Annotated in this window: 17 protein-coding genes; 12 read left to right on the top strand and 5 right to left on the bottom strand. The window is 44.7% G+C overall.

All coding sequences use genetic code 11. The annotated features are described in order from the left end of the window. Nucleotides 1-314 precede the first annotated feature (314 nt). The 6 genes from QT998_RS05520 to QT998_RS05545 all read left to right on the top strand — a co-directional run bounded on the left by QT998_RS05520 (nucleotide 315) and on the right by QT998_RS05545 (nucleotide 5288). Nucleotides 315-1184 carry a phycobilisome linker polypeptide gene (locus QT998_RS05520; RefSeq protein WP_333091144.1) on the top strand — a complete coding sequence of 290 codons (870 nt, stop codon included), beginning with the start codon at nucleotides 315-317 and terminating at the stop codon, nucleotides 1182-1184. A 195-nt stretch (nucleotides 1185-1379) separates the two neighbouring features. Next, nucleotides 1380-2174 (top strand): phycobilisome rod-core linker polypeptide, encoded by a 795-nt coding sequence (locus tag QT998_RS05525; RefSeq protein WP_194065652.1) that lies wholly within the window; start codon nucleotides 1380-1382, stop codon nucleotides 2172-2174. Between the two features lie 298 nt (nucleotides 2175-2472). Further along, nucleotides 2473-3231, top strand: coding sequence for a phycobilisome rod-core linker polypeptide (locus QT998_RS05530; protein ID WP_333115722.1), 759 nt, complete (start codon nucleotides 2473-2475; stop codon nucleotides 3229-3231). A gap of 176 nt (nucleotides 3232-3407) precedes the next feature. After that, nucleotides 3408-3941: a phycobiliprotein lyase gene (locus tag QT998_RS05535; RefSeq protein ID WP_333091149.1), complete on the top strand. Its 534-nt coding sequence runs from the start codon at nucleotides 3408-3410 to the stop codon at nucleotides 3939-3941. Nucleotides 3942-4358: 417 nt separating this feature from the next. Then, nucleotides 4359-4958, top strand: coding sequence for a chromophore lyase CpcT/CpeT (locus QT998_RS05540; RefSeq protein ID WP_333217943.1), 600 nt, complete (start codon nucleotides 4359-4361; stop codon nucleotides 4956-4958). A gap of 24 nt (nucleotides 4959-4982) precedes the next feature. Next, entirely contained in the window at nucleotides 4983-5288 is a 306-nt protein-coding gene (locus QT998_RS05545; RefSeq protein WP_333091151.1) for a CpeR family transcriptional regulator, read from the top strand. A 180-nt stretch (nucleotides 5289-5468) separates the two neighbouring features. On the opposite strand, the gene QT998_RS05550 is transcribed toward QT998_RS05545, so the two are convergent. Next, complete coding sequence (locus tag QT998_RS05550; RefSeq protein ID WP_333115728.1) at nucleotides 5469-6059, bottom strand: phycobiliprotein lyase; 591 nt, start codon at nucleotides 6057-6059, stop codon at nucleotides 5469-5471. A gap of 256 nt (nucleotides 6060-6315) precedes the next feature. Between QT998_RS05550 and QT998_RS05555 the strand changes: the two genes are divergently transcribed. The 6 genes from QT998_RS05555 (at nucleotide 6316) to QT998_RS05580 (ending at nucleotide 15891) form a co-directional block, all read left to right on the top strand. Further along, nucleotides 6316-7152: a pentapeptide repeat-containing protein gene (locus QT998_RS05555; RefSeq protein WP_333115730.1), complete on the top strand. Its 837-nt coding sequence runs from the start codon at nucleotides 6316-6318 to the stop codon at nucleotides 7150-7152. A gap of 428 nt (nucleotides 7153-7580) precedes the next feature. Further along, the gene (locus tag QT998_RS05560) at nucleotides 7581-8777 is read left to right on the top strand and encodes a glycosyltransferase (protein ID WP_333115732.1); all 1197 of its coding nucleotides are present in this window, start codon (nucleotides 7581-7583) and stop codon (nucleotides 8775-8777) included. Between the two features lie 88 nt (nucleotides 8778-8865). Then, nucleotides 8866-10218, top strand: a complete 1353-nt coding sequence (locus QT998_RS05565; protein ID WP_194065713.1) for a glycosyltransferase family 2 protein — start codon at nucleotides 8866-8868, stop codon at nucleotides 10216-10218. 251 nt (nucleotides 10219-10469) lie between these two features. Next, nucleotides 10470-11261: an ABC transporter permease gene (locus QT998_RS05570; RefSeq protein ID WP_194065642.1), complete on the top strand. Its 792-nt coding sequence runs from the start codon at nucleotides 10470-10472 to the stop codon at nucleotides 11259-11261. Further along, the gene (locus tag QT998_RS05575; RefSeq protein WP_194065641.1) at nucleotides 11262-13334 is read left to right on the top strand and encodes a Wzt carbohydrate-binding domain-containing protein; all 2073 of its coding nucleotides are present in this window, start codon (nucleotides 11262-11264) and stop codon (nucleotides 13332-13334) included. Between the two features lie 136 nt (nucleotides 13335-13470). After that, nucleotides 13471-15891 carry a sulfotransferase gene (locus QT998_RS05580; RefSeq protein ID WP_333115740.1) on the top strand — a complete coding sequence of 807 codons (2421 nt, stop codon included), beginning with the start codon at nucleotides 13471-13473 and terminating at the stop codon, nucleotides 15889-15891. A gap of 74 nt (nucleotides 15892-15965) precedes the next feature. Here the strand turns inward: QT998_RS05580 and QT998_RS05585 are convergent, their stop codons facing one another. The 4 genes from QT998_RS05585 to dxs all read right to left on the bottom strand — a co-directional run bounded on the left by QT998_RS05585 (nucleotide 15966) and on the right by dxs (nucleotide 19854). Continuing rightward, nucleotides 15966-17192: an NAD(P)/FAD-dependent oxidoreductase gene (locus QT998_RS05585; protein ID WP_333115743.1), complete on the bottom strand. Its 1227-nt coding sequence runs from the start codon at nucleotides 17190-17192 to the stop codon at nucleotides 15966-15968. A 7-nt stretch (nucleotides 17193-17199) separates the two neighbouring features. After that, the gene (locus QT998_RS05590; RefSeq protein ID WP_333093466.1) at nucleotides 17200-17568 is read right to left on the bottom strand and encodes an aspartyl protease; all 369 of its coding nucleotides are present in this window, start codon (nucleotides 17566-17568) and stop codon (nucleotides 17200-17202) included. Continuing rightward, a complete protein-coding gene (locus tag QT998_RS05595) occupies nucleotides 17565-17882 on the bottom strand; it encodes a hypothetical protein (protein WP_333093465.1) in 318 nt (105 codons plus the stop codon). The genes QT998_RS05590 and QT998_RS05595 overlap by 4 nt, the downstream gene beginning before the upstream one ends. A gap of 64 nt (nucleotides 17883-17946) precedes the next feature. Further along, nucleotides 17947-19854, bottom strand: coding sequence for a 1-deoxy-D-xylulose-5-phosphate synthase (dxs, locus tag QT998_RS05600; RefSeq protein WP_333093464.1), 1908 nt, complete (start codon nucleotides 19852-19854; stop codon nucleotides 17947-17949). Between the last annotated feature and the right edge of the window lie 368 nt (nucleotides 19855-20222).

Genomic DNA, 20222 nt, shown 5'->3' on the forward strand with positions numbered 1-20222 from the left:
TAGCAGCGAACTCGATCTCGTATTCTGAGTTTTAAATCTTTTTTCACAATTTGCGCCTGCTAAAAGCTAATCTTTATTTATGAGAAGATTTTAATTCAGCAGCCCAAAGATGTTGACAAAACTTTACAATTCTTCATCTCTAGGGTTTTGAGGGCGGTGTATAGTCCAATAAGAAAAACTTAGAGAACCAGACTCGCGCTAGCTAACTGCTGCTGTCAGGGCAGAGAGGGAGTTTATGAGTTCGATCGGTTTCTTTGTAAAAGTTTGATACATTTTTCTAAGCAAACCTTGTGGCTATCCAGGAGAGAGTTTAAATGGCTTTTGGACCTGCATCTCAATTGGGCGTCGCCCTATTTGAAGACACAGACCCTGTTCAGTTGTGGCCCGGACGCTCGGATGAGGAAGCCGCCACCGTAATTCAAGCAGTGTACCGACAAGTTTTGGGCAATGCTTATGTAATGGAAAGCGAACGGCTTGCGGTTCCCGAATCGCAGCTCAAACGCGGCGAAATCAGCGTCCGCGAGTTCGTGCGCCAAGTTGCGAAATCGGAACTTTACCGATCGCGCTTTTTTGACGTTTGTCCGCGCTACCGCTATACGGAGCTGACTTTCAAGCACCTGTTAGGTAGAGCGCCAGAGGGCTACCAAGAAACGAAGCATCACAGCAATATCCTCGATGCAAGCGGCTTTGAAGCTGATATCGATGCCTACATCGACAGCGACGAATACCAAAATGCTTACGGGGAAGACATAGTACCGTATTACCGCGGGTACAAAACCCAAACGGGCAAGAACATGGTTGGTTTTACCTATATGTTCCAACTGCTGCGCGGTGCTTCCAGCAGCGACCTGAAGGGCAGTTTGGCTGGTAACAGTCCCAAATTGTACAAGCACGTAATTCAAGAAACCCCCCTAGCTGTAATCGCTCCTTCGGGCGGTTCGGACGGCTGGGCGTTCCAAGATTCGCCCGTTGGCGCTCGGACTCGTCACGGAGCCGGAGCTGGCGAAGAAGGCAAGGTATACCGGATCGAAGTTACGGCTTATCGATCGAATGTGGTCAACCGCGTCTCGAAATTCCGCCGCAGCAACCAAGTCTATCTGGTTCCTTTTGACAAATTATCGCAAGAGTACCAGCGGATTCACCAAATGGGCGGCGTGATTGCTAGCATCACACCGGTGAGCTAGGAAACAGCAAAATGTTTGAGTAAGGCGCGTATTGCGAACGCTACCTTAAGTGCGGATGCAACGCTGAGTGGGGTAGGGTACGCAGTGCGCGCCTTACAGTTATTTTGGATGCAATCTACTCGCGGAATTTAACAGAGTAGAAAAGCAGATTTTCAAAGGTTTTTATCAACAGAATAGGAAGGGGGAAAAGTACAAATGGTCAGTACAGCACCAGCAGTAAAATTCGGAATAGAAGCTTTTTCGGGCGCACCAGTTGAGCTGTGGCCGGCGAGCGGTTTGGAAGAATTGCAAGTCGTGATTCGGGCAGCCTACCGGCAGGTTTTGGGCAACGCTTACGTGATGGAAAGCGAGCGTTTGACGAGCGCAGAATCTCAGTTGTGCGATGGTAGCACTTCCGTGCGCGACTTCGTGCGGGCGATCGCCAAATCTGAAATGTATCGCGCCCGATTTTTTGAAACAGCTTCTCCTTACCGATTTGTCGAACTCAATTTCAAACATTTGTTAGGTCGAGCACCTCAAGATCAAGCCGAGATTTCCGAGCACGTTCGCCGGTACAACGAACACGGTTACGACGCAGAAATTGATTCTTATCTTGACAGCCAAGAATATCAAGAAAACTTTGGCGAAAATACCGTACCTTTCTACCGCGCTGCTGTCAGCCAAGTCGGTCAAAAACAAGTAGGCTACAACCGGATTTTTGCTCTGTTCCGCGGCCCTGCCGAAACGGACACAAATAAGGATTCTCAGCTAACCTATGCTGTGGCCACTAACAGCACCAACAAGATTGTACCGCCGATGTCTGGAGGCCGTAGTGGTTATGCCGACGCGACTGAAAAGATGTTTAAGATTGTGGTGCAAGGTGCTAAGTACAATCAGCCTCGCCGCCGCAGCACTGTGGAATATATTGTTCCCGGTAACAGAATGACTCCCCAAATTCAGCGGATTAATCGCACGAGTGGCCGAATTGTCAGCATCACTGAAATTGGATAATTGGTAATGGATAATTGGTGATTGCGAAGGGTAATTGCGACGGTAAAGCAAAAGAATGAATGATGAATTCAAACTTGAGAAATTACCAATAAAAAAGAGGAATTACGCATCGTCGAAGCGTGCAAATTTTGACAATTTGCGAGTTACCAATTACCAGTTATATCGTTGCCGATCGATCCCTCCCACTCAAAATAGTTCCATCGTTCGGAATGCAAGTTTTCACGATTGAAGGACTGGCATTGCGAACGGTCGAACTAATTACAATTACCAAAGCAAGTGAAAATTAGGAGAAAATCAAATGTCTTTATGGGCTGTGGAATCGACACCTGTGGAACTGCGAGCAAATGCTACAGAAGATGATTTGCAAACAGTGATTCGGGCTGTTTACAAACAAGTCTTGGGTAACGCACACTTGATGGAGTGCGATCGGCTAACCAGTGCTGAATCGCTGTTGCGAAATGGCGATATCACCGTTAAGGGTTTTGTGAACTTGGTAGCAAAATCGGATTTGTATCGATCGCTCTTTTTTGAGTCGAGTTCCCCCTATCGGTTTATCGAACTCAATTCTAAGCATTTGTTGGGCCGCGCCCCTGCCGATCAACCGGAAATTTCCCAGCACGTTATCACTTATAACGAGCAAGGATACGATGCTGAAATTGACTCTTATCTCGATAGCAACGAGTACAATTCAAGTTTTGGCGAGAATACTGTTCCCTATGCCCGCAGCACTCGCAGCCAAGTTGGCAACAAAAATGTTGGTTTCAATCGGATGTTTGCTTTGTACCGCGGCGATGCTACCAGCGATGCGAGCAATCAGGCAAAATTGATTACCGATGTAGCGGCTAATCTCGGCACAAAAATCAAAGCTCCTGCTAGCGGTTTTGGTGCTTACAGCAATACTGGCAAGCGTTTTCGGATCTCGGCTGTCAAGGGTAGCGGCTCTCGGAGAAAGGTGAGCAATGTAACTTATGAAGTGGGTTACAGCCAGTTGTCTCAGAACATTCAGTATATCAATAAGAGTGGGGGAAAAATCCTCAGCATTACTGAGGTTGCTTAGAGCGGTCATCGATCGGTAGTTATTGGTTAGTAGTTATTGGTCAGTAGTTATTAGTTATTGGTTATTGGTTGTCTTCAATAACTAATTACTGATAACCGATTACAAATTACAAATTACCAATAACTGATTTAAAATTACCAATTACAAATTACAAATTACAAATTACAAATTAGCAGATGCAGTTAAGTGAATTTATCGATCGTTCAATTGGCAAATGGCGATCGCAACGCAGCGCTCACCATTTAGCATTCAGTCACTTTGAGGAAGTTCGTTCTAGAATTGACATTGTAGCGCTGAATGCCGACGATGCAGAAGTAGTTGAGCTTTGTCGATCGTACAATATCGATCCTGCTGACGCTGCTCATCCTTTTCGGATGAGTTGGGAGGGCGAGTCGGATTGGGACGAAAAAGAGGTACTAGAAGGCAGTTGCGTGCTCGTACCCGTGCCAAATCCCGAAAATCCGTCCGAGGGGAAACTGCTGCGCGATCGCGGGTATGCTGAGACAGTGCCTGCTGTTGGCCGCTACCAGTTGACAGAAGACGGAACTTTTATTTTAATTACAGAGTACGATCGAGCCGCTGCAGAAGAGCGCATCTGGTTCGGTAGTCCCAATTTGCGCTTCCGCGTCTCCCTAATCAAAACAAGCGACGGCGCAGGCGTTACCACCGCTTCTTTTTCATCAGAAATCCGCTGTTTGTCCGCTAATTAGTCATTAGTCATTAGTTGTTAGTTGTTAGTTGTTAGTTGTTAGTTGTTAGTTGTTAGTTGTTAGTTGTTAGTTGTTAGTTGTTAGTTGTTAGTGGTTGACAATTACCGATTACGAATTACCAACTACGTTGATTCACGACTCGGAAGTCACAAATACAGCAATAGCTGTTTTTTCCTTCTGCCTTCTGCCTTCTGGTTTTTTCTATTCTGTCTCCTTCCTTCCTTCTTCCTTCTGCCTGATGACGTTGTACGGAAATCTCGGAGGCGACAGCAAAACATGACTGATGACTGATGACTGATGACTAATGACTAATGACTAATGACTAATGACTAATGACTAATGACTTCTTCCGACGGACTTACATCCGTTACATCCCGTACATTGCTCGTTGCCGAACTTCCTTCTTCCTTTTACCCAATGACAAGTGAACTTATCGCCCTAGCTAGCTTGATGGCCGGGCATTTCAGCAACCAAAAGCAATCAATTGCAAATCCGCAAAACTACGCTCACATTCGGGTTTTGTTTCGGCCTTTACCCTTTGAGTTTTTTGGTGGCATTGGTTTTTATTCCGAACAAGTTTATGACTACGATGTGTGGAATCCTTACCGTCAAGGAATTCACCGACTTGTCGAACAAGAAGCTCAAATTTATATAGAAAATTACGGCCTAAAAGATGGTATGCTTTATGCAGGTGCAGGACGAGAATTAGATATTTTGATGACGATTACGCCGGATAGTATTGAACGCCGCTATAACTGTTCAATGGTATTTAAGAGAGATGGCGAAATATTTCGAGGAAGCGTAGAACCCGGGCAGAAGTGTTTGATCAATCGCAAGGGATGCGAGACTTATTTAGTGAGTGATGTGGAATTAACAGAGCATACTTGGATAAGTTTAGACCGAGGAATGGATGTTAATACTGGCGAGCAAGTTTGGGGCTCGACTGAAGGGCCTTTGCTGTTTGATAAAGTCGAAAGTTTTGCCAGTGAAGTGCCTGCAGTCACCTTGGTAATATGAGGAAATTTGAATGTTTAAAATATTATGCTACCGCCCTTAGCTAGAAAAAAAATGGAGTGCTGGATTCGGAGCCGGCATTTGATTTGTTCGGGAAATTTTTTTATATTTGAAACTCTAGAATATCCTACTATTGAAAATTTTGGGGAGTGCATTGAGAGTTTGGGCGGAACTTTTATTTGCGTTCACCCGATTAATAAAGTTTGGATTGGCAATCACCGAAAAGTTCTTCTATATCAAGCTAAGGCGAGTTTGCACACTCCTCAGCACGAGCTCAAGCAATACTGGATTAAATACGGCAGTTTTTATACTAGGTTTGATGAACGCTGTTAAATAAAAATCGGCGATTGAAATTAGATAATTTTTAGGCTTGTTTTCTCAAATATGATGTAAGGTGCGTCGCCCTGAGATTGTTAATTGGATGTATGAATTTTTGATGGCGACGCACCTTACAAATACTACAAATCTTTGAATATGTAAGAATTATTCAGTCGGACATGATATGGCTGATGACTAATGAGTGATTAGTTGTTGCTGTTGAATGATTTGCTGCAAATCTGCGGGTGCGACGCAGCGGCGTTCTGAGCTGTAAGTCATAAGATTGATGCCGTTCATCATGCGTACTGTGCTGACGCGCACGCGGAAATCGTCAGTGATAAACCAGCAGCGTTCTTGACCTTGGTTTTTTTCATATTCGGTGTCGATTGTCAATACTCCATCGGTTGCAAAATTGTATCTCCCGATAACTGGTATTCCTTCTACATAGCCTTGGTTGCGGAGAAATTTTCCTGATTGGGGATTGTTTTGATCGGGAATATCTACTAGAATTGCTGCGTAATTTGGGTTTGGTTCTTTGTCTTGTGCGTCGAGGGTTGTCTGCCACATGAATATAGCTCCACCGACGGCTAGTGCTGGATTTACTGCTTGCTTTTCGCAAATTTCTTGAATTTTGGGGTGGTTTTTTTCCATGATTTGAATGATGAGATTTGATTCGCCTGACTCGTCTGCTACTGCGTCGAAGTGATGGACTGAACGCTGCGAAAACCAGGTTCCTTCGCTTTTGCGAAAGAAGTCCATCATTGTCATCGGCGGTTTGATTTTCATGGTGTTTGTGACCTCTGCTGATTTTTTGGCAATGCGGTTTTCTCGATTTTACTCAATTTGAGAATGTTTGATTGTAAAGTTTAGTAATTCCAGCAGCCAAAAAGAAGATAACTGCTGGCTTGTGCTTCTAACCGACATTCAGTAAATGATTCGCAATTGAAAATTAAAAATCAAAAATCGAAAATAGTGTGAGGGATGTCGGGAGGGGTTCTGGTCAAGGTATAATCAGTTGGATTGAGGTATTTTTTTTAAAGAAATGGTTAATTTAACGATCGATCGCACAAATTTTGATTCGGAGAGTTTACTGGCTGCTGTGAAGTCGGGACAGAGTTTGGCGGGGGTTGATTTGAGCGGGGTTGATTTGTACGATCGCGATTTGAGCGGTGCTAAGCTTAACGGTGCTAACCTCGCGGGTGCTAGTTTGATTGGTGTTAACCTGTGCGGTGCTGATTTGAGCGGTGCTAATCTGGTTGAGGCGGACTTGCGCGGTGCTAATTTGCAGGGGGCGATTTTGCAGTCGGCTGCTTTGCAAAACAGTTGTTTGTGCAGGGCTTCTTTGCAGAATGCTAATCTGCAGGGTGCTGATTTGAGCGGCTCGAAATTGCAAGTTGCTATCTACGATTCGTTTACAGTTTGGCCGTCGGGTTTTAGATTCAAAAATTGTGGCGCTGTGGGGCCTGGAGCTATTTTGACTGGGGCTTTTTTAAATACAGCTAATTTGCGGTTTGTGGATTTGAGGGGTGCTAATTTGTTGGGCGCTTATTTGAGCGGGGCTGATTTGACTGGTGCTAATCTGCAAGGTGTGGGTTTGAGCGGTGCTAATTTGCGGAGGGCTTTTTTGACTGGTGCTTGCTTGCGGGATGCGCGGTTAAATGGTGCGGAATTGCAGGGTGTTGATTTTCGAGCTGCTGATTTGACTAATGCTAGTTTCGATCACGTTACTAGCATTGAAGGTGCGGATTTTACTGGGGTTCGCGGACTTGATGAAGGGGTGAGGGCGATGCTTTGTCACCGGAGTTCGGCGGAGTTGGATAGTTGGAATTCTTTGACTAGAACTACTACTCGCGAAAGTTTGAATTGCGAGGGTGTTTGATTGTTTGATATTTTTTTGAGAAGAGTAGCCGATCGCAATTAACGCTGAAATCAGGATCGATCGCCAAAACTCGGTTTTCTTAATAAAAAATCGGGTTTTTTTGATTTGGCATTAATTGCAAAATTTGGTAGCCCTGGCCCCCAATGACACTCGCCATTGAGATCGTGTTCGACGAGCAATCGCTGTCGGCGACAAAAATTATTTAGACAAAAAACTTGACATCAACCGGTAATCGAAAGTAAAAATAAATAACAGCAATAATAAATATGAGGCTTTATGTTTGATTCGCGCATCGGCGATCGGCAAGTATGGCATTGATAAGTTGCTATCCCCTACAACAATTTTGGCTAAAATACATCCGGTAAAATACGGAGACTCTATGATTTTTTGGCAATCTAAAATCTAAAATCTAAAATCTAAAATCTAAAATGGCAACAGCTATTCTCGACCTAGAAATCTCCAAACTCCCGCCAGAAATTGCGGTTGAGGAGCGTTACAGCAAAGCCTTGGTTTTAATTAGACTGCACGGAAAGCCGATCGCGAGCGCTCAACTTTCGGTAGTCGGAGGTCGCATTGAGGGCTCTCAATTGCGGGAAACACTGATGGATGCTGCGGGGGATAACCTTTGGAAAAACTGGCTCTACGACACTCTAGAATGGGATGAGCGGGGGGCGATGGAGGCATTGCCGATCGCCACAGTAGCAGTTTGCACGCGCGATCGACCGGAAGATTTGCGGCGCTGTTTAGAAGCGTTTATGCGGCTGCCCGACGACGGTCAGGAATACTTAGTAATTGACAATTGTCCGGCTACCGACGCTAGCAGGGAACTGGTCAAAAATTACCCAAAAGTGCGCTATGTGCGCGAAGACCTACCGGGCTCCAGCGCTGCCCGCAACCGAGCTTTACGCGAAGCTAAACACGAATTCGTAGCGTTTACAGATGACGATGCAGCCCCCGATCCGAACTGGCTGCGATCGCTCTTGGGGAATTTTAGCGATCCCCGAGTTATGTGCGTCACGGGGCTGGTGATGCCCTTGGAACTCGAAAGCGAAGCGCAAGAATGGTTCGAGCGCTACACCCCCCACGGGCGGGGCTTCGAGCGCCTAATTTTTGACGGGGTGCACTGCAACCCGCTGGTTGTCTCGCCAGTGGGGGTTTCGGCGAGTATGGCTTTGCGGAAAAGTTCGATCGACTTTATCGGCTTGTTTGACGAGGCTTTGGGACCGGGAACGCCCACTGCCAACGGGGAAGACTGCCAATTGTTTGCTCGCATTTTGTGCGCCGGCTACCGCATCGTTTACGAACCGAGGGCCTTGAGTTGGCACCGCCACCGGCGCACATGGGAAGAACTGCGAAACACGCTCCAAGGCTACGCAATGGGACTCTATGCTTTCTGGACGCAACAATTTGTGGTCAACAGAGAATTCAGCGTACCTATCTTAGCCTTGTCATGGCTGTGGTACATACAAATTCCTGAACTAATTGCTTCTTTGCGAAGGCAACCGGATTCTATCCCTAGTGATTTGCTTTTAGCTCAACTGCGGGGCTGCATTAGCGGCCCGAAGGCTTATTTTGTGTCTCGCAAGTGGTTGCAAAAAATTAAGGAAGAAATTATTAGTTATTAGTTGTTAGTTATTGGTTATAAGTTAAGAATGCCCAATGCCCAAACCCTTCGCTCCGCCCAATTCCCAATTCCCAGTTCCGAATGTAAATATGGAAAATCTAACATTTAGCATCATTCTTATAACTCACAACCGAAGCTCTTCGCTGCGGCGGGCTTTGGATGCTCTGCAATTACAGACTTATCCGATGGATCTCATCGAAGTCAGGGTAGTCGTAGATAGCTGCATTGACGATACTTTAGGAATGTTACAAGACTACAAAGCTCCTTTTAAAATGCACACAATTGAGGCCAACTGCCGGAGTGTGGGTATGTCTCGCAATATTGGAGCAGCGGAGGCTACTGGACAACTGCTGTTGTTTCTGGACGATGACATCGAAGCAATGCCGTGTTTAGTCGAAAACCACGGGCGCGTTCATCGAGAACGTCCAGGCTGCGCCGCGATCGGTCCTTATCCGCCAAAGTTGCAATCCAGGACTAATTTTTTTGAGGTAGAAGTGCGGACTTGGTGGGAGGAAAAGTTTTACCAGATGAGCAAGCCGACTCATCGGTACACTTATCAAGATTTGCTCTGTGGGAACCTTTCTATTGATACAAAACTGTTTGCTGGTACCGGAGGCTTCGATTCTGCCTTCGGCCCGGGTACTGCCTATGAAGATTACGAGTTTGCCTTGCGCTTGCTCAAAGCAAATGTACCTTTTGCGGTGGCAACGGATGCAGTCGGGTATCACTACGAACACGAAACTAACAACCTCGATCGCTCTTTTGGGCGAGCTCGCGCGGAAGGGCGTTCGGATGTTTTGATCGGTCAGCGGCACCCGGAAATGAAACCGACGCTGCACATAAAAGACTACGAAACTCCTGATTCGCTGGTAAATAAAATTTTGGTCGCGATCGTATTTTTCTGGCCTGCCGCCTTAGATTTGCTGGCTGTCGGACTGAGAAAATCCCTTGACTGGCTTCAATACATGGGGATGCGGGGAACTTGGCGGTGGCTGCGGACGAGACTACTGGCTTACTCGTACTTGCGGGGAGTGATGGATCAGTTAAAAACCCGATCGGCTCTTTCTAGTTTTATGCAAGAAGGAACGGCTAGCGGCGATTTGGGCAGACATGAAATTGAAATCGATTTGCAGGAAGGTTGGGAAGCAGCAGAACTAATGATTGACGAGCAAAAACCCGATGGCATTTACCTCCGTTACGGTGAACTGTCAGTCGGTCACGTCACTCCCAAATTCGGTGTAGAGCCACTGCGGGGCGCTCACTTGCGATCGATTCTGGCGCTTGAGTTTGCCGAACCCCTGGCTCGGGCGATCGCGGTTAACGGTATGCCCAAAAGTGCTGCTCATTCTGAGCCTAGCTTAGTTGACAACACCCTACTTCAACATCTAATGTTATTTACAGTAGTGGACAAAAAACCACTGAAAAGTTCTTCCTATAACTGACATAGTTAGATTAGAGAAAAAACAGAATATAGAGGTGTAATTAATTAACCGTTTAATTAATCGTAAGTAGTAATTGAGAGTTAAAAGAAAGAGAAATTAACAATGGTAATCATGGCACTAAAATTGATTGAAGCTTATTTTTTAGAACCAATTGCTGACAAGCTGACCCTGGTGCCGACCCTGAATTTGGTTAAGATTCAGCCCTGGGAGGCATCCCGGCCAGAACCTCAGATAGTTGCCGGAGGTGTGCGGTGAGAAATGCGGGAACGGTGCTTTATCGGCGCAAAATGGCTCATTGGTTCGATTTGTTGCGGGTGTTGGTCGATCGCGAGATGAAATTACTTTACAAGCGATCGACCTTGGGGATTGCTTGGACTTTAATCAGTCCGCTGTTACAGTTGGCTGTATTTTCCTTTTTGTTTCGCTCTGTCGTAGCGCTTAATATTCCCAAATATTCTTCCTTTGTTTTCAGCGGCTTGTTAATCTGGAATTGGTCTCAAACGGTATTATTTAAATCAACGGCATTAATTACCAATCATAAGCCACTAATCAGGCAGCCAAATTTCCCCCCGGCAATTTTGCCGGTAGTCACGACGACGACGGGGCTCATTCACTTTGTGTTAGCTTTGCCGGTGTTAATTATCTTTCTGCTAATTGATGGCGTTCATCTAAATCCAGTGTTACTTTTGTTGCCGCTGCTGATGATTATTCAGTTTGTGTTGACAGTTAGTTTTGCTTATCCCCTTGCAGCTTTAAATGTCACTTTTCGCGACACTCAACACACTTTGGGAGTAGTTTTGCAGATGCTGTTTTACCTGACTCCGATTTTCTACGACATCAACAGCGTCCCGGAAAAATTTAAGATTTTTTATTACTTAAATCCAATGGTGCCGCTGATTGAAGCTTACCGCGCCATACTTCTTAAAGGTATGCAGCCGGATTGGTCGGCTCTGTTAATTTTGAGCTTGGCTGTGGCGGCTCTTTTACCCATCGGACTGGGAATTTTTAGACGGCAAAGCGCTCATTTTGTGGAGGAAGTGTAAATGCGTGAAGCAATTATTGTCAAAGGTTTGGGTAAGCGTTTTAACCGCTACTCTACCGCGAAACCTTATACGATTATGGAAGCCGCTTTATCCGGTTGGTGGAAGCTGAAGCCGGAGGCGAGTTTTTGGGCGCTGCGGAATATAAATTTTACTGTTTCTCCTGGGGAAATGCTGGGAATTCTTGGCAAGAATGGCGCGGGAAAATCAACGCTGCTGCAACTTGTCGGCGGTATTTGCCGGGCTGAGGAAGGATCTATTAAAGTTAACGGCAGAATTGGCGGCTTGTTGGATTTGGGTGCGAGTTTTCACACGGATCTAACGGGCAGAGAAAACGTGTTTGTGGGTGCGGTGGTGGCCGGTTTGACTCGCAGGGAAGTGGCGCGCAGGTTTGACGATATTGTGGAATTTGCAGAGTTAAAAAAGTTTATTGACAGCCCGATGCGGACTTACAGTACGGGGATGAAAATGCGGCTGGCTTTTTCCGTGGCGGTGCATACCGATCCAGAAGTGCTGTTAGTTGATGAACATTTGTCGGTTGGTGATGTGGCTTTTCAAACCAAATGTTTGAATAAGATAACTGAGTTTAAAAATCAAGGATGTGCGATTGTTTTGATTTCTCACACTGCGTCGCAAATTCAGAAAATGTGCGATCGGGCTTTGTGGCTGAAAGCAGGTGAAATCGTGGCCTATGGGGAACCGGAAGTAGTAGTCGGTCAGTATTTGTCAGAAATGCGATCGTCCACAGAAAATCACACTCCCCTGCGCGGTGCTGAAGCTACAAGTAGCGGCTCGCCACTGCGAGGTAATCAGAATCGCTTCGGTTCTTTGGAAGTAGAAATTACCGATGTTAAAGTATTTCCGAATGTAGAAATAGATAGCGGTGATGCTATTAGCATTGAAATCCATTATTCGGTGTCTCAGGAAATTTCTGCTGCTATTTTTGCCGTGACAATCAGCCGGGATGATGGTCAAAGTTGTTTTGAGACTAATACTAATCAAATGGGCAGACTGCTGCCGCTTGTAAAGGGGAAAGGCAAAATCCGGCTGCAAATAGACAGGCTGGATTTAGGAAACGGTCAGTATTACGTGAATGCTGGGGTTTACGAGGAAACTTTGGCTTACGCCTACGATTATCATTGGCAGGTTTATCCGCTGTACGTGCGATCGACTGTCAACCAAAAAACGATTCTTTGTCCGCCGTACCGCTGGGAATTTGAGGGCAAAATGCCGCTTCTGGATTTAGCCGAACCAGCCGCTGCAACTTACGATTTGGATAAGAATAATCCCGGCTACGCCAAGATTTTGACTCAGTTGGAAAACAAGCAAAAACCTGATTTTTTAATGATTGGTGCTCAAAACTGCGGCACGGAATCTCTATACAGCTATCTCGCAAATCACTTGCAAATTATCAAAGAAGGTTCGCGGGACATTCACTTTTTTGAATTAAATTTCGAGCGTGGTATTGAGTGGTACAGCAAGCAGTTGACGCGGAGTGTAGCGAGTGAGAAAGTGCTCCTTTGGGAGATGACTGCTTACTATATTTATCATCCCTTGGTAGCGGAGCGAGTTTACAAGTGTTTCCCGGATGTTAAGCTGATTGTAATGCTGCGAAACCCGGTAAAACGAGCGTGGATGCACTATCATTTAGAAGTGGCAAACGGCTGCGAAAAGTTGGATTTTGAAAAGGCGATCGCCTCTGAGGGCGATCGACTCAAAGGTGAGATTGAAAAAATCAAAGCCGATGAAAAATATTACAGTTTCAATCACCAGCACTATTCCTATTTGTCGCGGGGAATTTATGTAGAACAAATCAAAAATTGGCTCGACTATTTTCCGAGAGAACAATTGCTAATTCTCAAGAGCGAAGATTTTTACACACATACAGGCAAAGTCTTTTCCGAAGTATTGAATTTTCTGGATATTAGTGAGAATGCAGGTAAAGAAGATAAAATCAATCATCTCGATGAATACAGCCAAATGCCACCGGAAATCGCAGAAAAATTGACTAATTACTTCAAACCTTACAATCAGGAACTTTCGGATTTGTTGCATGAGGATTTTAGTTGGAGTTAGGAAAAAAGTTTTTAACCGCAGATAGCCCAGAGATGAACATCAATCATACCTCTTTCTTCTCTTCCTCAGTGCCCTCTGCGCTCTCTGCGGTTCGTAAAAAAAAATCTAATTCACAAACCCTTTATTAGCTATAAAAATGAAACGGATATTTTTAATAGGCTCTCCGAGAAGCGGCACAACAATGCTTCAAAGTTTATTGGCTGCTCATCCTGAAGTTATTTCTTTTCCTGAATCTAAGTTTTTTCAATATTTACTTTACAAGAAGTTTGCGGGAAAGTTTCCAGGTAGGGTGGAAACTTTTTTTAAAGATGAGATTAATCGCCCTGAACTTTTGCAAGGTTTTGATGACAGTCAAAGTTTGGGAACTAAAGTTAGTTGGTTTGTCGGAGTTTTGGATGGTTTGGCTGCGGAACAAAACAAAAGCATTTGGTTGGAAAAAACGCCGGAACATATATATTTTATTGATGACATAGAGCGATTTTTACCGGATGCGAAATTTATACATATTTTGCGAAATGGTATGGATACAATAGCTTCTCTGCATGAGGTTACTAGGAATTCTCATGATTTGTGGGGGCCTGGTTGGGATTTAAACCACTGTATTCATCGCTGGAAGGAGGCGACGTTAATTAGTCACAAATATGCTAAAAATTCTAATCATATATTAGTCAAGTATGAGGAAATTGTCGATAATAAAGTCAAGAAATTAGAAGAGCTTTGTCATTTTATGGGGGTTGAATATGACGCAAAAATGCTGGAGTTTTATCAAGAAAAAGCAGCTAGTCTCAGTTTGAGTTTACCTTGGCACCAAGGAATTGAGAGAGAGGTTAAAAGGAGTAATGTTCACAAATATCATAAAATTTTTACGACTAATGAAATTAAAGATATTTTAGATAAGATTAAGCGAGTCAAGGGTGAAATTGCCTGGAAAGTTACGGTAGAAGTGAGGGAACCAATTTCGGATATTTACACTTTGCAAATATACGATCGCCTGCACTGTACAATTCAATTAGAAGGCATTAAACTCGGTGTTGTGGAATTGCCAGTCTGCGACGGGATTGTGGCTGGTGCGGTGTTGGCGGATGCGATCGCAGCCCAGTTTGCTTGGCAAATTCTCGATCGCTACTTTCAACGCAATCGCTGCGAAAAAGGTAATAGATTGTGGGAAACTTTGCTGAAACCGTTGCGCGCCAAACATGACTGGACGCTATTTTTGCAAGAATTATGGGGGCGTTTGCATTGGCATTTGGATGATTTCTACAAATCAGAAATAGCCGAAGAAGTCCCAACAATTACGCTCGAAAAAGATTTAATTGCTGTAGAAGTTAGCGAGGAATTACCTAATATAAAAGTTGAGCTTTCTGAAATAGATGTCCTGGTGAAAGTAGGCGGCGTTGCTGTCGGTATTGTCACGGTTGCGGTGGAAAATAATTTCGTTTCTGCTCAAAAATTGCGATCGACAATTACTCGAAATAGCGGTTTTGAGTTGTGCGTCGCCACCGTGCGAGAAGCTTTGCTGGGAAAACCGCTCGACGGTAAGCAATCGCTGCGATCGCGCTTAGCCTCTGCTGCTCAACAAAGGTCGAATCAGCCAGAATGGTTGAATGCAGAGGGTTATGGTGGCATTTACCCGCCAAATGCAGTGATGTTCAGCAGGCGATCGGGTGCGATCGGCACCAGTATCAGCCGTCGCGCCGCATTCCCAGCCGCGGCGCTGCGAGAAATCGCATCAGCCGCAGCAATCGCTGGGGAAACAACAATGGAAATTCCCCAAGAAAACGAGCTACAAAAACAAGTATTTTATGCACCAGAAATCATCGGGAAAAAATCGCCTTATCGAGAAGTTGCTAACCCAGCACCACCTCAAAATTTTAACAATAACAGCGTCACAGAAAAACTGCCGATTCTCGCCTACCGCCGCATTTCTCCCGATGGTTTAAATGCAGTTACTCCCGACTTTTTTGAACAGCAACTACAGGATTTACAAGAAAAAGGTTATTACAGTGCGAGTTGGGAAAATTGGCAAAATGCGAAACGGGATAAAACTCCTTTACCGGGTAAAGCCGTATTGATGACATTTGACGGAGGCTATCTCGACTTTTTCCAATATGCTTGGCCTTTGCTAAAACGCTATGATTTTACAGCAACTGTTTTTTTAGTAGCCGAGTCGATTGGAAAGACAAATAGTTGGGAAAAAGCCGAAGGTGAAGAAGTAAAGTTAATGGGATGGCCAGAAATTAGACAACTGCGGGATGCAGGAATTGAATTCGGTTCGATGTCTGCTACCTATCAACCTCTAACTACCTTGTCGCCCACAGAAATTGTGCGTGAGGGGGCAAAATCCCGTGCTATTTTGGAACGGGGATTAGGAAAATCTGTTAAATGTTTTGCTTATCCTTACGGAGATGTCGATAAAATTGTAGAACATTTAATCGGGGCGACTGGGTATACTTTTGGTGTATCGTATAGGTCAAAGTTTAGCAGCTTAGACGATTCTTTAATGTCGCTACCCCGCATTCAAATCACAAAGGAAAATCCCTTAAAATTAGGTTCGTAGTGAGGAGTTGAGTTCGCATTCGGAAGGAATAAAGTCCTCACTACAAACCAACTTGATGACGATTTAGATCATTACTAGAAACTTTTTCTCAGCCGCTGCACCAAACCCTGAAATTTCCGCCCCAAATAACCGCCAAATCCTCTATAAATCTTCTCAAACTTATAATAAAATAAAATATCCATCACATCATCAGTTTTCATGTACTTTAAGTAAGAAATTACCTTGTCTGTAAGCTCATCATTAACATCATCGATATACTTTCTCACCGCCAACCTTTCCGAAATATGCCATTTTTGATCGAACTTGCGGTGCATTTCGGTTTCATAATCTCCAAAATCTGAGATTTTCCCGTCCAAATATTTTTCAATGTATTTCCCCGCAATTTCGGCACCATCCATTCCGTGTCTGATACCCTCGCCGCCCAAAAAATTTACAGTGGAGACAGTATCGCCGATCGCAATTATATTCTCCTTGTAATAAATATCCTGCAAACCCTGACTGTACTTCAGAGTGGAACCGTGTTTGTCAATAATTGTATAATTTTTAGACTTCAGATATTCATCAATCAGCAAATCGATATATTTTTTCAAAGGTTCCAAACTTTTCACAGTTTTCGGATCTAAAAAAATGCGGCCCGCACCAACTTTTAGCCTGTTTTGTTCCATTGGAAATATCCAAGAATAACCCTTCGGCATCCATTTATCGCCCAAAAAGAAGATTAAATCATTGGCATATTTATGATAAATTTCCGGTTCTACTTCAATTAAATATTCGATACCGGTTCCCGATAAAAACTCTGGCTTATCGTTTTCTTTTTCGTACATAATCGCCCTAGCAAAACCCGTAGCATCAACCAAAACTTTAGTGCTAACTTTGACAGATTGACCGTCAGATAGCTGTTTAAATTTTACGATTGTTTCGCCGTTAACTTGCGAATGTCCGGTGTAGCGACAACCAAGCCAAACTTCACCGCCAAATCGCTCAACTTCCTCGGCTAAAAAAGCTCTAAATTTAGCAAAATTGAGAACAACTCCCAACTTTTCGGGAGACTCCCAAGTTTGACTGACTTTGCTAGTTTCAATAGTCAGTTTGTGCCAAAAACTGCCGATTACTGATTCGGGTAAATCGAATTGAGAGAGGGTTTCTAAAGGCGTGGCGGCGCTGGAAAAGTCGTTTTTATTAAAATTGTCGTTTTGTTCGGCAAGCAAGACTTTGCGGCCGGATTTTGCTAATATTCTCGCGCAGTGACCGCCTGCTGGGCCTGCTCCTACTATTACTATATCAAAATTTTTTAAGTTCATTTTGCTTTTAAATCGCTTCCAATGTCAAAATACCCGCAGACATATCAACTACTAACCGCCGATTTTTTAGCCATTGGCGACAGATTAAAATTTCCGGTACTCCCGCGCCTACATGAACGGGAATGTCAAAATCTTGCTCATCAATTGTAATTTTTCCTGCATCAATCTCGAAATCAAATTCTCCCTTAGCTGTTCGCATTGTTTCTTTTTCTACATAAGTCCAATCAAGCCCCTCTAAATCCTGAATTTCCATTGCTAACCAGCCCGAAAAAGCTGTATCAAGCAGAGCATCAACAGGTAATTCTAAGCCGTTATCAGCAATCAATGCAATTTCAAAAAATAGCTCGTCCCGATCGCCAAATATTCTTTCCATCATATCGTGCCACAAACTCCAGTTTCATTGATTCTAAAGACGTGCGGGATCGCATTAGGATGTTTTTGGCGACATATTTTTCCAGCAGCTAACGAATCTTTTTCGATAAAATATTCCCCACTGTCTGGTTCAACTGCCATGTACCAGTTGTAGTGGGTTTTAATCAATTCTGGTCTTAGGCGATCGAATATAGGTTGACACCGCTGCCGAAATGCGGCTCTTTCAGCATACCATTGAGCTATCTCTTCTGGAGAAAGCGTGCGTTTTGGGTGCAATCTTCTGCGGGGAACTCTGCGAGTTGGGTTGAGATTAGTCATTGTTGATTCTCCTTTTGTGCAGTATAGAATTGTAAGGTGCGCTGCACCCTACAATTCTAGCTAATTAGACGCTAACGGGTGATTGTTTGCGGCTGAATTGTGCTAAGATGCGATCGCACATTTGCGACGGATTTAACCCCAATGTTGCCATCGACTGATCCGGTGTTGCGTGGTCTACCAATGTATCAGGTACACCCAAGCGCATCACTGGAACAAGAACATTATTATCTAGCAAAGCTTCGGCTACTGCTGAACCGAAACCGCCCATCAAACAACCTTCTTCCATTGTGACAACTTTGCCGATTCGCTGTGCTAAAGGCAAGATTAATTCTGTATCCAAAGGCTTGACAAAACGCGCGTTGATGACTGTTGCTTCGATGCCGTGTTCGCTCAACATTTCGGCGGTTTGCATTGCCGGATAAACCATTGAACCGTAACCTAATATCAGCACGTCGTCGCCGTTGCGGAGAATTTCGGCTTTGCCGATCGCCAATTCTTCCCAACCCTCTTCCATCAGAGGAACACCGTAACCGTTGCCGCGCGGGTAACGCATCGCGATCGGGCCGCTCGTGTGGTTGATTCCCGTGACTACCATCCGCTGCAATTCTGCCTCGTCTTTGGGAGCCATAATTGTCATGTTTGGCAAGCACCGCAAGTAAGAAATATCGTACATTCCTTGGTGGGTGGGGCCGTCTGCGCCGACAATTCCGGCGCGATCCAAACAGAAGAAAACAGGCAAGTTTTGGATGCAGACATCGTGAATTATTTGGTCGTAAGCCCGCTGCAAAAAGGTAGAGTAAATTGCGACAACCGGGCGCATTCCTTCGCAGGCTAAACCAGCCGATAAAGTCACCGCGTGCTGTTCGGCAATGCCAACATCAATGTACTGTTTCGGCAGCTTTTCCTGAAGTTTGTCCAGGCAAGTTCCGGTTGCCATTGCAGCAGTAATGCCGACAATTTTTGGATTGTCTTCTGCTAGCTTGACTAGAGCGTGGGCAAAGACTTTCGCGTAGGCTGGAGGTTTGGGCTTGGTGGAGGGAATGCCTTTGCCGGTGGCGAGGTTAAAGGGATTTTGGGCGTGATATCCTACTTGGTCTTTTTCGGCGATCGCATATCCTTTGCCCTTCACCGTCACAACGTGAACTAACACAGGGCCTTGGATAGTATGAGCTTGTTTGAAAGTGGTAATTAACTCTTGCAAATTGTGTCCATCTACCGGGCCCATGTAAGTAAAGCCCAATTCTTCAATTACAGCTCCAACTTTCGAGACAGCCAAGCGTTTCATCCCTTCTTTGATGCGTTCCATTTCTGGAGTAAAAGTTTCGCCAACAAAGGGAATTTGTTTGAATTGTTCCTCTAAGTTATCTTTGAGAAACTGCACCGGTGGCGACAAGCGCATTTTGTTTAAATAGCGGGTAATTGCGCCGACGTTGGGGGAGATTGACATCTCATTGTCGTTGAGCACAACTAACAAATTGGTTTTCGGCATATGGCCCGCGTGGTTGATCGCTTCGAGTGCCATGCCGCCCGTCAGCGCACCGTCGCCGATGACTGCTACAGTTTTAAAGTTTTCGCCTTTGAGGTCGCGCGCCATTGCCATTCCCAGGGCTGCGGAAATGCTCGTGGAGGCGTGACCGGCGCCGAAGTGGTCAAATTTGCTCTCGCAGCGCTTGAGATAGCCTGCAACGCCGTCTTTTTGGCGCAGGGTGTGGAATTGGTTGTAGCGGCCGGTGATCAATTTGTGCGGATAAGCTTGGTGGCCGACATCCCAGGTAACTTTGTCGCGATCGAGGTCTAGGGTTTGGTACAGTGCTAAGGTGAGTTCGACTACACCCAATCCAGGGCCTAGGTGTCCACCACTTGCAGCTACTGTTTCTAAATGCTTTTCTCGAATTTGTCGGGCAATTTGTTCGAGTTGATGAATCGACAGGCCGTGTAATTGGTTTGGATGAGTCAGTTCGCTGAGATGCATATTTTAAAATCCTGCTCCTAAGAATTAGGACGAATGCTTAACAGATATAGGTTTTGCCTGCAGCGTTCGGTACGGGCAAACGTTAGAATAGTTTACCTGTTATTTGAGAAAATTGTTAGGCGTAAAATTTTTGTTATTTTTGGCCTGGTAATTATAGTTAATAAATTCGGTTCAGTCAATATAAAAAAAGCTTATGTTTTTAGCTGCTGAGGGGTAACTGTTAGCTGCACGGGGATTATACAATTTTAGATTGTAGAGTTTAGATTGTAGAGTTGGCCATAACTTATTCTGTATAGCAATCCTAAATCATTATCAAGACTATGATACAATTATATGCAATACTTGATTGTGACAATAAAAAAATGAAT

Origin of the sequence: Microcoleus sp. S1D4, assembly GCF_036700765.1 — a bacterium.
Classification (GTDB): Bacteria; Cyanobacteriota; Cyanobacteriia; order Cyanobacteriales; family Microcoleaceae; genus Microcoleus.

What these genes read in the sequence shown, in the direction of transcription:
- QT998_RS05520 (WP_333091144.1), top strand. Translation starts at nt 315, where the DNA reads ATGGCTTTTGGACCTGCATCTCAATTGGGCGTCGCCCTATTTGAAGAC.
- QT998_RS05525 (WP_194065652.1), top strand. Translation starts at nt 1,380, where the DNA reads ATGGTCAGTACAGCACCAGCAGTAAAATTCGGAATAGAAGCTTTTTCG.
- QT998_RS05530 (WP_333115722.1), top strand. Translation starts at nt 2,473, where the DNA reads ATGTCTTTATGGGCTGTGGAATCGACACCTGTGGAACTGCGAGCAAAT.
- QT998_RS05535 (WP_333091149.1), top strand. Translation starts at nt 3,408, where the DNA reads ATGCAGTTAAGTGAATTTATCGATCGTTCAATTGGCAAATGGCGATCG.
- QT998_RS05540 (WP_333217943.1), top strand. Translation starts at nt 4,359, where the DNA reads ATGACAAGTGAACTTATCGCCCTAGCTAGCTTGATGGCCGGGCATTTC.
- QT998_RS05545 (WP_333091151.1), top strand. Translation starts at nt 4,983, where the DNA reads ATGCTACCGCCCTTAGCTAGAAAAAAAATGGAGTGCTGGATTCGGAGC.
- QT998_RS05550 (WP_333115728.1), bottom strand. Translation starts at nt 6,059, where the DNA reads ATGAAAATCAAACCGCCGATGACAATGATGGACTTCTTTCGCAAAAGC.
- QT998_RS05555 (WP_333115730.1), top strand. Translation starts at nt 6,316, where the DNA reads ATGGTTAATTTAACGATCGATCGCACAAATTTTGATTCGGAGAGTTTA.
- QT998_RS05560 (WP_333115732.1), top strand. Translation starts at nt 7,581, where the DNA reads ATGGCAACAGCTATTCTCGACCTAGAAATCTCCAAACTCCCGCCAGAA.
- QT998_RS05565 (WP_194065713.1), top strand. Translation starts at nt 8,866, where the DNA reads ATGGAAAATCTAACATTTAGCATCATTCTTATAACTCACAACCGAAGC.
- QT998_RS05575 (WP_194065641.1), top strand. Translation starts at nt 11,262, where the DNA reads ATGCGTGAAGCAATTATTGTCAAAGGTTTGGGTAAGCGTTTTAACCGC.
- QT998_RS05580 (WP_333115740.1), top strand. Translation starts at nt 13,471, where the DNA reads ATGAAACGGATATTTTTAATAGGCTCTCCGAGAAGCGGCACAACAATG.
- QT998_RS05585 (WP_333115743.1), bottom strand. Translation starts at nt 17,192, where the DNA reads ATGAACTTAAAAAATTTTGATATAGTAATAGTAGGAGCAGGCCCAGCA.
- QT998_RS05590 (WP_333093466.1), bottom strand. Translation starts at nt 17,568, where the DNA reads ATGATGGAAAGAATATTTGGCGATCGGGACGAGCTATTTTTTGAAATT.
- QT998_RS05595 (WP_333093465.1), bottom strand. Translation starts at nt 17,882, where the DNA reads ATGACTAATCTCAACCCAACTCGCAGAGTTCCCCGCAGAAGATTGCAC.
- dxs (WP_333093464.1), bottom strand. Translation starts at nt 19,854, where the DNA reads ATGCATCTCAGCGAACTGACTCATCCAAACCAATTACACGGCCTGTCG.